Source organism: Paenibacillus sp. MDV22-iso6, assembly GCF_058408365.1.
Map to the genome: position 1 here is coordinate 350,920 of NZ_JBZVDZ010000001.1, position 14,586 is coordinate 365,505.

A 14,586-nucleotide genomic window follows, 5' to 3' on the forward strand; every position below is an offset into this window, starting at 1 on the left:
AAATTAGCTGAAAAGTTTGCAAGTTATCCTCAGGCAACATTCAGCGGGCACTCATCCCAGTTTTACTTTGGCATGTCACAATAGTAGACATGAAGAACTTGAAGGAGTGATTGAGATTGAATAACGCCAAACGAAGGATTGACCTTGTCCTTCTGCCGATTGTTTTACTGGCGGCATTTCTGAACGGGTATGGCATCTGGAACGACCAATATGCCAATTCCTATTATACGACCGCCGTCGGGAGCATGCTGAGAAATTTCCATAACTTTTTCTACGCATCGCTTGACTCGGCTGGTTCGGTAACCGTAGACAAACCACCGGTTGTCTTCTGGATTCAAACCGCTTTTGCTTACGTTTTTGGATTACATGGATGGAGTGTTATTTTACCGCAAGCGTTAGCGGGGATCGGTTCGGTGCTGCTGATATATTTCATGGTCAAGCCTACATTTGGTCTTGCCGCGGCGCGAATCTCAGCACTTGCGATGGCGACTGTTCCTGTTGTGGCAGCGGTCAGCCGTACCAACAATATTGACAGCATGTTGGTATTCACGTTGCTGCTGGGTTCATGGTTTTTGTTCAAGGGAAGCAAGCAAGGTAGTACGTGGCGCATCCTGGTTGCCTTTGCACTCATTGGACTTGCTTTTAATATGAAAATGCTGCAAGCCTACATGATTCTTCCGGCTTTCTACTTGTTCTATCTGCTTGCATTCAATGCAAAGTGGAGAAGAAAAATCATCCTGCTGATCGGAAGTACGGCAGTGCTGGCAGTTGTTTCCTTATCCTGGGCAGTCACCGTGGATTCTATACCGACAGATGAACGGCCTTATATCGGCAGCAGTGAAACCAATTCGGTGCTGGAGCTGGCTTTTGGATATAACGGCTTATCCCGTCTCACGGGACAACAGAACAGATCAGCGAATGCAGGCATGCCAAACGCCTCTGATGAAGGCAAGGTCCGTGGCAACGCAACTTCCCAAACATCAGCATCCGATCAGTCGGGCAGCGGCTCGGCTCCAACAGGCAATGCACCGGGAAATGGTGAAATGGGTGGCATGAACGGAATGACTTTCCCGGGCGGTCAGATGCCAAACGGTGGCGAGATGCCTAATGGAAGGAATTTCGGAGGCGGTAATGGCGGCGGTGGAGGCATGGGTGGCATGTTTGGTACAGGGGAAAAAGGTCCTCTGCGCTTATTCCAGACCGAACTGTCCGGCCAGGCCAGTTGGCTTTTGCCGATGGTATTACTTGGCTGCATCGCGATTTTTGCAGGATTAAGACGGAGAAATATAACAGATAAGCACAAGGAAGCTTTGTTCTGGCTGGTCTGGCTGCTTCCGGTAGCTGCTTTCTTTAGTGTAGCTGGTTTTTTCCATCAATATTATCTGATTATGCTCGCACCTCCTGTAGCGGCATTAACCGGAGCAGGATTTGCAGCCATGTGGACGGCGTATCGTGAACGCAATGGCTGGCAAGCCTGGCTGCTTCCGATATCCGTACTGCTTACGACCATCTTCGGCTGGTACATCATGCAGGTGTATAACGAAACGATCGGGGCAGCTTGGTCCATAAGTGAATTGATCGCAGGCATTCTGATCACGGTTATTCTGATTGTGATGCTTAATCGTTCACACCCCTGGAAACAGGGTTTGATTATCGCAGGCTTCATGGTCATGCTGATCGGTCCAACCTATTGGGCATTCACCCCAATCACATATGGAGGCAACAGCATGATTCCGGCGGCTGGACCGACAGGTTCCAATGGGATGTTCGGTGGAATGGGCATGGCGATGGGAGATAGACAAGGTGGTCGCAATGGTGGCGGTATGGTTCCGCCGAATGCATCAAATGACACCGACACCGATCAGGCTTTCCCATCATCCGATGAAACTGACCCGAACGATGCGGGCATGGGAACACCTCCGAATTCAGGCGGAAACATGAATGGCGGAGCAGGCATGCCTACGACAGGTGGGCGAGGTGGAGCGGGAAACCGCAACGAAGAAGTGGACACCACTACACTGAGTTATCTGAGAGAGCATAACACAGGTGAAACCTATCTCTTCGCAACGACGGACTATAACCAGGCAGCTCCATATATCATCGATGAGAATGAAGCAGTCATTACGCTTGGGGGGTTCTCGGGCTCAGATCCGGTGTATACCACGGAAAAACTGGAACAACTTGTGAAGAGTGGACAAGTGAAATACTTCATGGTAGGTGGCATGGGCGGCCGAGGTGGAAGTTCTGATATCGGTGACTGGATCAAGGAGCATGGTACCGAAATTCCAACTTCAGAGTGGAAGACAGGTACGGACAGCGGTTCCGGTTTCGGTGGTCAAACCACTTTATATGAAGTGAAATTATAAGCGTGATCGATTGGTATAAGGGAGGGAACGAACATGGCTCAAAAGTGCCGTTACAGCATTATCATTCCGATGTATAACGAAGAAGCGGTGATTGAGGAGACTTATCGGCGTCTGAAAAAAGTGATGGGCAGTACAGGAGAGAGCTACGAGCTGCTGTTTGTCAATGACGGTAGCGTGGACCAAAGTGCACAGATGATTCGTGACTACGCCCGTTGGGACGAGAGTGTGAAGCTGATTGATTTTGCACGCAACTTCGGTCACCAGATCGCGATTACAGCAGGGATGGATTATGCAGCAGGCGATGCGGTCGTCATTATTGATGCGGATCTTCAGGACCCTCCCGAGCTGATATTGGACATGATCGACAAGTGGAAAGAGGGCTATGAGGTTGTCTATGCCCGTCGGACCAGACGAAGCGGGGAGACCCGCTTCAAGAAATGGTCGGCAAGCCTGTTCTACCGCGTACTGCGTGCGTCGACGGATACGGATATTCCAGTAGATACCGGGGATTTCCGTCTGATTGATCGCAAGGTATGTGATGAGATGAAACGCCTTCCGGAAAAAAATCGATTTGTTCGCGGACTGGTCAGTTGGGTGGGGTTCCGTCAGACGGCCATTGAGTACGAACGGGATGAACGTTTAGCAGGGGAGACAAAATACCCGCTGAAACGCATGTTGAAGCTGAGTCTAGACGGCATTACCTCATTCTCACACAAACCGCTCAAGCTGGCAGGTTACGTAGGAGCTGTTCTATCCATCGGCGGTTTCATTTATATGCTAAGTGTCATCGCTTCAGCGATATTTACAGATTCAACGATCAAAGGATGGCCTTCAATGGTCAGCATCATGCTGATCTTTAACGGCTTCATTCTGATCATGCTGGGCATTCTTGGCGAGTATGTTGGCCGAATCTATGATGAAACGAAGGCGCGCCCGCTATATATCGTAAGAGATGTGTATCAGGTGGAAAGTCAGTCGAGTCAGTCACGGTTAACGGGCAGAGTTGCTCATCATGACTAATCGTTTGGTCACTATATTTAAGTTTGGAATTGTGGGTGTCCTGAATACGGCGGTGGATGCAATGGTATTCACGTTGCTCGCTGCCGCAGGCGCACCTGCTCTAATTGCTCAGGTGATCTCGTATAGCTGTGGGGTCGTGAACAGTTACTGGTGGAACGGCAGGTGGACCTTCCAGGATGCGGGAAGACAAGGCAAAAAAAACGAAATCATGCGTTTTGTAATCACCAATCTGGTGGTACTGTCTTTATCCTCCCTGATTTTGTATATCTGCAATAGCACATTAGGTTGGAGTGTTGTAATGAGTAAAATACTGGCGACTCTCTCAGGCATGGTTATAAACTATATTGCCAGTCGGTATTGGGTGTTCCGGGCAGAGCCCGTTCAAGGATCTGATCCTTCATCTGATGCTAATGAAAGGAGTGTTTCATGATATGAGAATTAAAAAAGCAGTCATTCCGGCAGCGGGGCTTGGCACCCGATTTTTGCCGGCAACCAAGGCTCAACCCAAAGAAATGCTGCCAATAGTGGACAAACCAGCCATCCAATACATTGTGGAAGAAGCGGTACAATCGGGCATTGAAAATATCATCATCGTAACCGGACGCAATAAAAAATCGATCGAGGATCATTTTGACAAATCGGTTGAATTGGAGCATTCCCTGTATGCCAAAGGCAAGCAAGCACTATTGGAAGAAGTGCAAGCGATCAGCGAAATGGCGAGTATTCATTTTATCCGTCAAAAAGAACCGCTTGGATTGGGCCATGCGATTGGGTGTGCTCGTCAGTTTGTGGGAGATGAACCGTTCGCCGTACTGCTTGGAGATGATATTATGGTGTCTGATCCTCCGGCGCTCGCACAGATGATTCATTTATATGAAAAGACAGGCAGCCAGATTGTCGGCGTACGGCAAGTGCAGGATGCTGACGTGAGTAAATACGGAATTATCGATTCACAGGGCGCAGAGGATCGGGTTCACCGAATTACCAATCTGGTAGAAAAACCTTCAATGGCAGAAGCACCCTCCCGAACAGCCGTGATGGGACGATACATTCTGAAACCTTCCATCTTTCCAATTCTCGATCAAATCGAGAGAGGGGCTGGAGGGGAATATCAGCTAACGGATGCGCTGAAAGAAGTAAGCCAGGTGGAAGAGCTGCTGGCCCTTGAGCTGGAGGGGCGTCGCTACGATATTGGTGATCAGTTTGGATATATTCAGGCGATCTTGGAGATCGGACTGATGCGTAAGGAATTACAGCCCATGCTGACACCATATCTTCAGAAGCTTGCAACGCAGTGGGGATAGGGATTGATATGTAGCAGAAGTTTAGATCTGCTGTAGGACGGAGTCTCCTCTGTGTCATGGTTCTGGCATAGACTCCAGCATTGTACAATGGTGACTGTCACGATACAATGAGCAAGAAGTTCAAGTTGCTCTTTGAGGAGTGAGGAATCATGAGTGAGGCTATCATCAGTGACCTTATTAAGTATATGGACGTGGAGGACAATGCCGCCATTCAATACATTCAGACCGAGCATCGGATGAAACTGGGACTCTTTTGGGGGATCCGGGAAGGCAGCCGCGTTCTGGAAATCGGTTGTGGTCAGGGAGATACAACGGCCGTGCTTGCACATCTGGTGGGGGAGCACGGGTATGTTCATGGTGTAGACATTGCACCAGAGGATTATGGTGCACCACTGACCGTAGGTGAAGCGGCAGCCAAACTGCGGAAATCTCCGCTGGGTGACCGAATTCGAATGGATTATGATTTTGACATTCTAAGTGATCAGGCCCAATTCGGCGAAAATGAGTTTGATGTGATTGTACTTTCCCATTGTTCGTGGTACTTGAAATCATTTGACGAACTCGCCCAGATTCTTAGCAAGGTTAGGAAGTGGGGGCATCAGTTATGTTTCGCCGAATGGGATGCACGAGTTACAGATGTGAGCCAGCTCTCACATTGGTTATCCGTTCTGATTCAGTCCCAAGTCGAATGTTACAAGGAGAACAGCTTCTCCAATGTGCGCACGCTTTTTACACCGGAGGATATTCAAGAGCTTGTCTCTGCGGCGGGCTGGACGATTAAGGAAGAGATTTCGATCCATTCTCCCGAGCTGCAGGACGGTCGCTGGGAAACCGAAATGACACTGGCAGAAGCGCCTATGGAACTGCAGATGCTTCCGATTCCGAATAAGGTAAAAACACTTCTTCTTTCCGAACTGAAATTACTTAGGACACATCATGCCTCGGGGCCTGGGAGCCCACTGGGAACGTATGCGATTGTTGCCAAAAAGCAGTAAAGAAATAGCCATTTGCAGCAATTTATAAGAAAAACGTCTATCGACGTACTTTCACAGAAGACAGACCGCGTTTTGCTGAAGTTTTTCTTGCGATAATTGAATTGTTCAGCTCCGCTGAAAACGTATAAATTCCATTATCTAAAAAAATGTGTTTACTTCACGATGGTAATTTTGATATTATAATCGCAATATCAAATGCGACGAAGAGATGAGTAGATAAAAGGTTTCTTATACAGAGAGCTCCGGCAGCTGAAAAGGGGTAAAGAATTTTTTATTGAATAAAGACTCAGAGCAGCACATCGGAACTTGAAGGCTTGAGGGATGGTGTGACAGGAGCTCCTGTTACAGAGCGAGAGTATATGCGGATGCGGCATAATTGAATGCAGTTATCCTTAACTCGAAGAGGCTGGTATGGCGACATATTGGCGAATCTGGGTGGTACCACGAGTGTAACAATCTCGTCCCTGAGACTTTTGTCTTGGGGATGGGATTTTTTGGTTTTTCCGGGATGTTAGCTACACGCTTTGGAAATGCCTGAATAGTGTTTAATAAGGGGAAACTCACACCGAAAGGAAATGATGATTTTATGTCAGCAAAATTGAAAGTCGGTATCGTCGGAGGAACGGGGATGGTAGGTCAGCGTTTTGTGGATCTGCTCAATGAACACCCATGGTTTGAAGTAACGGCTATTTCAGCAAGTGCTAACTCGGCAGGCAAAACATACGAAGAATCCGTACAAGGCAGATGGAAGCTCGCTGCTGCGATCCCGGAAGCAGTGAAAAACATCGTTGTGCAGGATGCTTCCCAAGTGGAAGCTTTTGCAAGCCAGGTTGATTTTATATTCTGTGCTGTAGATATGAAAAAGAATGAAATTCAAGCGCTCGAAGAGGCTTATGCCAAAACGGGAACTCCGGTTGTTTCCAACAACTCGGCTCACCGCTGGACAGCGGATGTACCCATGGTTATTCCGGAAATTAACCCAGGACATCTGGACGTGATTGAAGCTCAACGCAAACGTCTCGGAACGAAAACCGGATTCATTGCAGTTAAACCAAACTGCTCGATTCAGAGCTATGTACCTGCACTTCACGCGTTGCGCGAGTTCAATCCAACTCAAGTGGTGGCTTCCACATACCAAGCGATCTCAGGCGCAGGTAAAAACTTTACCGACTGGCCGGAAATGCTGGATAACGTGATTCCATACATCGGTGGCGAGGAAGAGAAAAGTGAACAGGAGCCGCTGCGCATCTGGGGAAGCATTCAAAATAATGAGATTGTAAAAGCGTCCTCACCATTAATTACAACACAATGTATTCGTGTTCCGGTAACAGATGGTCACCTGGCGACAGTATTTGTATCCTTTGAGAAAAAACCATCCAAAGAAGAAATTCTGGACCGTTGGCTGCAATTCAAAGGTCGTCCGCAAGAACTGGGTCTGCCAAGCGCACCGAAACAGTTCATTACGTATTTTGAAGAAGAGAACAGACCACAAACAAAGCTGGATCGTGACATCGAGCGCGGTATGGGCGTTTCAACGGGCAGACTGCGCGAAGACTCCCTATATGATTACAAGTTTGTAGGACTGTCTCACAACACGCTGCGCGGAGCAGCAGGCGGTGCTGTTCTGATCGCTGAATTGCTCAAAGCTGAAGGATATATTCAGCCGAAATAAACAGGCATTGTGGAAATAGGAATAGAAGTAATAGAATATGACTGACAGGCTACCCCTTTTAGTAGACAAGAGTATGAGCATCTGGGAAGATGAATTTATTTTTGTTGAACAGAGGGGTATTTTCATATCAATACATATGAAGCAGGAACAGGTGAATCCAATATTCCAGAACAGGAAGGGGATTGTGATGGACGGTCAGCTGGTATTGCGTCGAGTCCGTCTTACAAGCGGTGAAGAGGTGGATGTGGTTATCAATGAGGGACTGATTGTGAAATTCGCTCCTGGTGGAACGGCAACCGGAGATCGGATATGGGAATCGCCTGGAGCTTACATATCCAGCGGATGGATCGACATGCATGTGCATGCTTTTCCAGAGTTTGATCCTTATGGGGACGACATTGATGAAATCGGTGTAAAACAGGGTGTTACTACGATTGTGGACGCAGGCAGCTGCGGTGCTGATCGAATTGGCGATCTGGTGATAAGCACTCATAAGGCGGCTACCCGGGTGTTTGCCTTTTTGAACATATCTCGCCTCGGCTTACTGCGTACTGACGAATTGTCGAATCTGGACTGGATTGATCGGGACAAGCTGTTACAGGCTACCCGGGCATATTCTGAATTCATCGTGGGATTAAAAGCAAGAATCAGTGGGAGTGTGGTTGGCAAAAGTGGACTGCGGCCGCTGTATTTGGCAAGAGAGTTTTCGCAGGAAACAGGCCTGCCGCTTATGGTTCACATTGGATCAGCCCCACCTGATATTCGTGAGGTCATGCCGCTCTTACAGGGTGGTGATGTGGTCACTCACTATTTGAATGGAAAAAACAATAATTTGTTCGATGATAGAGGCGCGCCGCTGGATGTATTGAACGATGCCATCAAGCGCGGTGTGCATTTGGATGTGGGACATGGGACAGCGAGTTTTTCATTTCAGGTTGCAGAAGCTGCCAAGAAGCATGGCATTGACCCGGATACGATCAGTACGGATATTTACAGGGGCAATCGTCTGAACGGCCCGGTCTATAGCATGGCTAATCTGTTAAGTAAGTTTCTGGCCCTTGGCTACTCGTTGAGCGAGACGATAGATCGGGTGACCTTACGGGCAGCAGAGTGGCTGGGCAGACCGCAGCTGGGGAGGATTCAGGCAGGTGATGAAGCCAATTTGACACTTTTTAAAGTGGTAGACAAGCCTGTAACGCTTGTGGACTCCGAGGGAGTAAATAAGGTAGGCAGCCGTCAAATTGAAGTAAAAGGAGTGATTGTGGGTGACCAATTCATTGAATGATAAATATGGACTGAAACGTGTTATCAACGCCAGCGGGCGGATGAGTATCCTCGGCGTATCTGCACCGACGGACACAGTCATGGATGCCATGAAGCAAGGCGGGCAGAGTTATGTGGAGATCGCAGATCTTGTAGACAAATCAGGGGACTATGTATCCCGTCTAATCGGTGCCGAAGCGGCCGTTGTTGTCAATTCCGCTTCTAGTGGCATCGCGCTCGCCGTAGCTGCCATGGTAACAAAGGGCAACCGCCACGCAAGTTTGAAGCTACATCAGGAAGTCATTTCGAACAATGAGATTGTTATGCTGAAAGGCCACAATGTACAATACGGAGCACCCGTGGAGACGATGGTTTACCTTGGTGGTGGGAAGCTGATCGAAGCCGGATATGCCAATGAAGGTCGGGCGGAGCATATTACGGATGCGGTTTCAGACAAAACGGCTGCGATCCTATACGTCAAATCCCATCATGCGGTACAGAAAAACATGATTTCCATAGAGGAAGCCTGGCAGGTTGCCCAGAAGTGTGAGGTACCCCTCATTGTCGATGCGGCTGCGGAAGAGGACCTGCACAAATATGTGAAGTATTCGGATTTAGCCATATACAGCGGCTCCAAGGCCATTGAAGGCCCAACTTCCGGCATTGTGGCAGGTAAACGAACCTATATCGAATGGTTGAAGGTTCAGCTTCACGGGATTGGGCGCAGCATGAAAGTTGGTAAAGAAACGACGTTTGGCCTGCTTCAGGCTTTGGATGAATATGCAGTCAAAGCTGACCATAGTGAGCAGGAAAAGGCTTCCTTGCAGGAGTTAATGTCACTCAATCAGATAGCCGGGATTCAGGTATCGATTGTCCAGGACGAAGCGGGCCGAGCGATTTACAGGGGGCGCATCCAGGTCGACGAAGCGAAGGCGGGGATCAGTGCCAAACAGCTTAATGAGGAGCTGAGAGGCGGTCCTATCGCCATTTATACTCGTGATTATGGCGTAAGGCAAGGTTATTTCGATATCGATCCCCGTCCGTTGATGGGGGATGACATGCGGGTCATTGAAGATCGAATTCGACAATTGACAGGAGGAGAAGGAAATGTCTGAGATTGCAAAACGATTTTATAACAATCGGGTGGCTTTGAATGTGCTCGCCAAGGACATTACGAATGCAAAAGAGGTTTTTGATGCGGCTGAGGGCCATGTTCTTGTCGGCGTTCTTTCCAAGGATTATGCCACTGTGGCTGAAGCGGTGGAAGCGATGGAAGCCTATGGGCGGGAAATTGACAATGCCGTTTCAATTGGACTAGGTGCCGGAGACAATCGACAGGCTGCTGTCGTCGCCGAAATCGTAAAGCATTTTCCGGGCAGTCATATCAATCAGGTATTTCCGGCAGTTGGCGCTACCCGAGCGAATCTCGGAGACCGGGACAGCTGGATTAACAGCCTCGTCTCCCCGACTGGTCAGCCGGGCTTTGTCAATATTTCGACGGGTCCAGTGAGTGCTGCCCAATCCGAGCTTGCCGTGGTGCCTGTACACGCGGCCATTGCATTGGTGCGGGATATGGGTGGCAATGCACTGAAGTATTTCCCGATGCAGGGGCTAAAAAGGGAAGATGAACTGCGAGCGGTAGCGAAAGCATGTGCAGAAGCGGACTTTGCTTTGGAGCCTACCGGTGGCATCGATATGGATAATTTTGAAGCGATTCTCGAAATCGCACTGGAGGCGGGGGTTCCGCAAGTTATTCCACATGTGTATTCCTCCATTATTGATCAGGAGGGTCTGACCATTGTAAGTGATGTGCAGTCGTTATATGCATCAATGAAGACGCTGGCGAAGAAGTATGGTTAAACGCGTAGGGGCTTTTGGCGAAGTCATGATGCGACTTGAAGTTCCGGGACATGATCTGTTGATTCAGAGTAATCGGCTGAAATACTCCTTTTCGGGCAGTGGGGTCAATGTAGTATCGGCGATGACACGTTACGGATATGCAGGCCTGCTGGTGTCGAGGCTTCCAGTCAATCCCTTGGGTGATGCCGCCGAATCCTACTTGCGCGGACTGGGCCTGAGCACCGAGTATGTGCTTCGCGGAGGGCAGTATATCGGGATGTACTTTCTGGAGAATGGTTATGGGGCCAGACCTGGGCGGGTGACTTACTCTAACCGGCTGGAGAGCAGCTTTAATATTGCGCCTGAAGGCACGTATCCCTTTGCGGCAGTTGCATCAGGCATGGACGCTATTCATTTCTGCGGAATCACGCTGGCGATGAATGATTCGGTGAGACTGGCGATGAAACAATTGGCACAGGTGGTCAAAGAACAAGGCGGCACAGTTGTTTTTGATTGTAATTATCGTCCTGCTTTATGGGGGGATCAGGGTTATGCCATGGCGAAGCCGCATTATGAGGAAATGTTGCATTTGTCAGATATCGTCCTGATGAATGAGCGGGATGCTCTTCATATTCTGGGGTTAAATACGGACAAAGTACAAAGGGAAGAGCAACTGACTGAGCTCATTCCCCTGGTTGCCGAACGGTATGGCGTGCGTAGCCTTGCTGGAACGCATCGTACCATATACAGCGATAACCGACACTGCCTACAGGGCTATATGTTCAAGGAAGGGGTGTTCGCTTATTCCGAGCCGCTGACCTTTTCTGTTTATGACCGGATCGGCGCGGGCGATGCGTTTGCGAGCGGCATCATGTATGGTGAACTGGAGGGGTGGATGCCAGCGGAGACAATCTCTTTTGCTGCGACAGCCGGAATGCTGGCGCATACCGTAGCAGGTGATACACCAATGGCTTCCACTGGAGACATCATCCAGGCGAGGAACAGCACCGTGCGTGATGTAACAAGGTAATATTTTAGTGGAGAATGCCTGGAACGTAGAGCGATAGATGCTGATCTTCTTCTCTATTAAGATTGTCTCGGTATCGTGTGGCACGAAAACTTTTGTTACAATAGTGTAGCGAACGATGAAAGGCTGGAAAGGCCGTTTTGCTTCGGTATTTGGATGACATCGTTACTATACATATCTGTTACAAGGGAAGAAGGGATCTGCTCATGTCGTCACAATCATCATCCTATGAAGGGCAAAAGGCTGTTTTTCTGGGAGACAGCATAACTTTCGGATATGGACTTCAGGAAGGGGAACATCCGTATCCGGAGCTGGTTTGCAGCGCATTGGGATTTCAATCCCATGAGAATCATGGCATTTCCGGAAGCAGTGTGGCGGACGGAGGGTTTGAACCGATGTGTAATCGCATTGGGCAGATGCACGCGGAAGCGGATGTTATCTTTTTCATGGGCGGAAGAAATGACTTCTCCAGTGGTATGACGGCATTTGGCGATATCAGTACTTCGCCCAATTCGAAGGATACCTTTTATGGGGCGCTTAAACATATAGCAGAAGAGTTGATCCAGCGCTATCCAACCAAGCTGATCGTGTTTCTTACTCCGCCCCATGGATCAAGTGAAGCTGTCCCAGAAGACCTGCCCAATACGGTAACCAGACGGATATACAGTGACTATGTCGCTGCGATTAGAGAGGTCGCGTCGTTGTACTCCATCCCGGTCTGTGATCTGTGGAACATTGCTGGAATCCAGCCATTATTGCCAATCCACAAAGAATTATATTTTACAGGTGATAATGGTGTACCGGATGGGCTCCATCCCAACCAGGCCGGACATGAAAGAATTGCCTCCAGAATCGTGGGCTTTTTGAAATCGTTGTGATACCTTGTGAATTAGTGTGAGGAAAAGAGAAATAGAGTAAATGGGGATCTGCAGGGTAGGCACTTTAATCATAAGTGTCACTTATTGCAGGTCCTTTGTGTTATACAGAATCAGGATATATTATAAAAAATTTATGTTGAAACTAATATGGTAAATATTACATTGTAAATTCATGAGATTTCCGGTATTTTTATTAACGGCAAACTTTTATTTATAAAGTAGAAGTAGATTGTCTTAGCAGGTAGCAATTGAAATGAAGGAGAAAGGAGGAAGAAATATTATGTCAGAAGTGTCTAGTCAAAGAGTACATAAGCCAGGACCACAGCCAGTAAGTTTCGGTAGTTGGATGCTCACGTTGTTCCTTATGATGATTCCGCTTGTAAACATTATTATGTTGTTTGTATGGGCATTTGGAGATTCCAATCCTTCGAAAGCCAATTATGCCAAAGCATCGTTGCTGTGGGCAGCGATCGGAATTGTTGTGTATATTCTAGTGTTCGTACTTATCATTGGAACTGGAATTTCGCTCTCGGATTACTAGGTTTATGAATACGTAGCTTGATAAAGTTTAATCAAAAAAACGCCGACAATACTGTCGGCGTTTTTGATTTGTTTATTTTGTACTAGGCTGCGGACGTCTTATCAGCATTGTGAAGAGTCTGCGAGCGGCGGCCAAGCAGATATCCTGCAAGCGAGGCCAACATCTGCTGGAATACCATGCCGAGTACAACCGGGACGGCAACCGGTGGAGGGAAATACGATACGGCAAGCACCGCTCCCGCACTAATATTGCGCATGCCTCCGTTGAATACAAGTGCGACTTGATCGGCTTCATTCCAACCGAGTAATCGGGCAACGAAGTAACTTAGAGCATAGCCAAATGAGGCCAGAAAAATAATGATTGCTGCTAGACCAGCGAGCTGCCAGTTAAAGTCAGCTAAATAGGGCGCAACAACAGAGCCATTAATCGCGACAACCGCTGCCATGAACAATTTGGAGAACGGATTCAGTCTAGGCCCCCAGACTGGAACAATGGCCCCTTTGGTCCATTCATTCAAAAGCATCCCGAGCAAGGAGGGAACAACGATCATCCAGAACAGACTGCTCATCATGGCTGCTATATCCAACGATACGCTAGTGCCAATCAGCAAGGATAATACGCCGGGTACCACGAAAGGAGCAAGCATGGTGTCAATCAGGATAATCGACAGCGTCAGAGCGATATTGCCCCGATAGATACTGACCCAGATAAAGCTGCTCACACCTGTCGGAATAACGGCAGCCAGAACAAGGCCCGTTATCGTGTAGGCATCCGTTGGGAAGACCAGGTGACCCATGCCAAGAGCAATCAAAGGCATCGCCAGGTGCAGAATAAACAGACAAACGAACAGTGGAAAAGGCTTCTTCAGCACGTTCACAAAATCCCGTATCCCGAGACTGATGCTTCCCGCAAACGTCATGAATGCAAAAAGCCATGGCGACAAAAAGGTATAAGAAGAAAGAAGACTCCCGCAAAGAACGCCAATTATAATGCTGATTGGAGTAATCAGTGGCATGATGCGGTTCAAGCGTACATTTAAGGCCTGAAGCATATTCATGACATCCCTTTACCGTATGATTCCTTTATTATACATGTTAATAACGCTGAATGTAGACCCATTTGCAATGAAGCATACGGAGCAGTTATCATAAATCTGGAAGAAACACTTCAAGTTGAAGAAGGGGAGATGGTCATGATTAAACGGAAAAGAAAGCATACATTGATGATGGCAGGCCTCATTGCGTCAAGTATTCTTGTGATATCGGCCTGTTCCGTTGTAGAACAAGCGAATCAAAGTTTGAATTACGTTAGTGGGGCTACTGATTATATAGAGCAAGTATCGAACGCCGGAGCCGATCTGCAAGAACTCGCATCAGGAGCGGTGAGTAACCCTGAAATAACAACTCAGGTCCAGGAGAAAATAGATCAAATTCAGGCAGAAGCCAGCGAATTCTCTCAGCTGACAGCACCAGCGATAGGGGAAAGCATTCATGAAAATCTGGTCAGTTACAACAATCAATTAACCGAAGTTGTGGGTCAATTTGAGAACACGCTTGCAGAGCAGGGTTTTACGGCAGAAAACTGGGAGAAGACAGGTATTCCTGAATTGATCACCAATATTAATGGTTTAAAAGATCCGTTAAGCGGTCTTGGAATCGAGGCCAATTAAGATTTAAACCAG

14 protein-coding genes and 1 other annotated feature are annotated in these 14,586 nt (G+C 48.1%); of the genes, 13 read left to right on the forward strand and 1 reads right to left on the reverse strand.

Annotated features, from left to right (window positions below; genetic code table 11):
- Positions 1–116 precede the first annotated feature (116 nt).
- The 12 genes from AC4PM4_RS01585 (at position 117) to AC4PM4_RS01640 (ending at position 12,905) form a co-directional block, all read left to right on the forward strand.
- Entirely contained in the window at positions 117–2,366 is a 2,250-nt protein-coding gene (locus AC4PM4_RS01585) for a glycosyltransferase family 39 protein (protein ID WP_491612548.1), read from the forward strand.
- Positions 2,367–2,399: 33 nt separating this feature from the next.
- Positions 2,400–3,386 carry a glycosyltransferase family 2 protein gene (locus tag AC4PM4_RS01590; RefSeq protein ID WP_064638746.1) on the forward strand — a complete coding sequence of 329 codons (987 nt, stop codon included), beginning with the start codon at positions 2,400–2,402 and terminating at the stop codon, positions 3,384–3,386.
- Positions 3,379–3,816 carry a GtrA family protein gene (locus AC4PM4_RS01595; protein WP_079694407.1) on the forward strand — a complete coding sequence of 146 codons (438 nt, stop codon included), beginning with the start codon at positions 3,379–3,381 and terminating at the stop codon, positions 3,814–3,816. Before AC4PM4_RS01590 ends, AC4PM4_RS01595 begins: the two co-directional genes overlap by 8 nt.
- 1 nt (position 3,817) lies before the next feature.
- A complete protein-coding gene (gene galU / locus AC4PM4_RS01600) occupies positions 3,818–4,690 on the forward strand; it encodes a UTP--glucose-1-phosphate uridylyltransferase GalU (RefSeq protein ID WP_491612549.1) in 873 nt (290 codons plus the stop codon).
- Between the two features lie 149 nt (positions 4,691–4,839).
- A complete protein-coding gene (locus tag AC4PM4_RS01605) occupies positions 4,840–5,685 on the forward strand; it encodes a class I SAM-dependent methyltransferase (protein ID WP_491612551.1) in 846 nt (281 codons plus the stop codon).
- Positions 5,686–5,876: 191 nt separating this feature from the next.
- Positions 5,877–6,154 (forward strand) — a binding site (T-box leader).
- 117 nt (positions 6,155–6,271) lie between these two features.
- Positions 6,272–7,357 carry an aspartate-semialdehyde dehydrogenase gene (asd, locus tag AC4PM4_RS01610; protein WP_063563527.1) on the forward strand — a complete coding sequence of 362 codons (1,086 nt, stop codon included), beginning with the start codon at positions 6,272–6,274 and terminating at the stop codon, positions 7,355–7,357.
- 187 nt (positions 7,358–7,544) lie between these two features.
- The gene (locus AC4PM4_RS01615; protein WP_491613053.1) at positions 7,545–8,642 is read left to right on the forward strand and encodes an amidohydrolase/deacetylase family metallohydrolase; all 1,098 of its coding nucleotides are present in this window, start codon (positions 7,545–7,547) and stop codon (positions 8,640–8,642) included.
- Entirely contained in the window at positions 8,623–9,735 is a 1,113-nt protein-coding gene (locus AC4PM4_RS01620; RefSeq protein WP_491612552.1) for a DgaE family pyridoxal phosphate-dependent ammonia lyase, read from the forward strand. The genes AC4PM4_RS01615 and AC4PM4_RS01620 overlap by 20 nt, the downstream gene beginning before the upstream one ends.
- Positions 9,728–10,480, forward strand: coding sequence for a 2-dehydro-3-deoxy-phosphogluconate aldolase (gene dagF, locus AC4PM4_RS01625; RefSeq protein ID WP_063563528.1), 753 nt, complete (start codon positions 9,728–9,730; stop codon positions 10,478–10,480). The genes AC4PM4_RS01620 and dagF overlap by 8 nt, the downstream gene beginning before the upstream one ends.
- Entirely contained in the window at positions 10,473–11,489 is a 1,017-nt protein-coding gene (locus tag AC4PM4_RS01630; RefSeq protein WP_491612553.1) for a sugar kinase, read from the forward strand. The genes dagF and AC4PM4_RS01630 overlap by 8 nt, the downstream gene beginning before the upstream one ends.
- 203 nt (positions 11,490–11,692) lie before the next feature.
- A complete protein-coding gene (locus AC4PM4_RS01635) occupies positions 11,693–12,364 on the forward strand; it encodes an SGNH/GDSL hydrolase family protein (protein WP_063563530.1) in 672 nt (223 codons plus the stop codon).
- Between the two features lie 280 nt (positions 12,365–12,644).
- A complete protein-coding gene (locus AC4PM4_RS01640; protein ID WP_244552064.1) occupies positions 12,645–12,905 on the forward strand; it encodes a hypothetical protein in 261 nt (86 codons plus the stop codon).
- Between the two features lie 82 nt (positions 12,906–12,987).
- Here AC4PM4_RS01640 and AC4PM4_RS01645 read toward each other — a convergent pair whose 3' ends face one another.
- Positions 12,988–13,956: a bile acid:sodium symporter family protein gene (locus AC4PM4_RS01645; RefSeq protein ID WP_063563531.1), complete on the reverse strand. Its 969-nt coding sequence runs from the start codon at positions 13,954–13,956 to the stop codon at positions 12,988–12,990.
- Between the two features lie 141 nt (positions 13,957–14,097).
- Here AC4PM4_RS01645 and AC4PM4_RS01650 point away from each other — a divergent pair, with 141 nt between their 5' ends.
- On the forward strand, positions 14,098–14,574 hold the full coding sequence (locus AC4PM4_RS01650; RefSeq protein WP_072732655.1) for a DUF6376 family protein: 477 nt from the start codon (positions 14,098–14,100) through the stop codon (positions 14,572–14,574).
- Positions 14,575–14,586: the final 12 nt, after the last annotated feature.

Excerpts from the sequence above, each read along its gene's own strand:
- AC4PM4_RS01590 (WP_064638746.1), top strand. The coding sequence starts at position 2,400 with ATGGCTCAAAAGTGCCGTTACAGCATTATCATTCCGATGTATAACGAA.
- AC4PM4_RS01595 (WP_079694407.1), top strand. The coding sequence starts at position 3,379 with ATGACTAATCGTTTGGTCACTATATTTAAGTTTGGAATTGTGGGTGTC.
- galU (WP_491612549.1), top strand. The coding sequence starts at position 3,818 with ATGAGAATTAAAAAAGCAGTCATTCCGGCAGCGGGGCTTGGCACCCGA.
- AC4PM4_RS01605 (WP_491612551.1), top strand. The coding sequence starts at position 4,840 with ATGAGTGAGGCTATCATCAGTGACCTTATTAAGTATATGGACGTGGAG.
- asd (WP_063563527.1), top strand. The coding sequence starts at position 6,272 with ATGTCAGCAAAATTGAAAGTCGGTATCGTCGGAGGAACGGGGATGGTA.
- AC4PM4_RS01615 (WP_491613053.1), top strand. The coding sequence starts at position 7,545 with ATGGACGGTCAGCTGGTATTGCGTCGAGTCCGTCTTACAAGCGGTGAA.
- dagF (WP_063563528.1), top strand. The coding sequence starts at position 9,728 with ATGTCTGAGATTGCAAAACGATTTTATAACAATCGGGTGGCTTTGAAT.
- AC4PM4_RS01630 (WP_491612553.1), top strand. The coding sequence starts at position 10,473 with ATGGTTAAACGCGTAGGGGCTTTTGGCGAAGTCATGATGCGACTTGAA.
- AC4PM4_RS01635 (WP_063563530.1), top strand. The coding sequence starts at position 11,693 with ATGTCGTCACAATCATCATCCTATGAAGGGCAAAAGGCTGTTTTTCTG.
- AC4PM4_RS01640 (WP_244552064.1), top strand. The coding sequence starts at position 12,645 with ATGTCAGAAGTGTCTAGTCAAAGAGTACATAAGCCAGGACCACAGCCA.
- AC4PM4_RS01645 (WP_063563531.1), bottom strand. The coding sequence starts at position 13,956 with ATGCTTCAGGCCTTAAATGTACGCTTGAACCGCATCATGCCACTGATT.
- AC4PM4_RS01650 (WP_072732655.1), top strand. The coding sequence starts at position 14,098 with ATGATTAAACGGAAAAGAAAGCATACATTGATGATGGCAGGCCTCATT.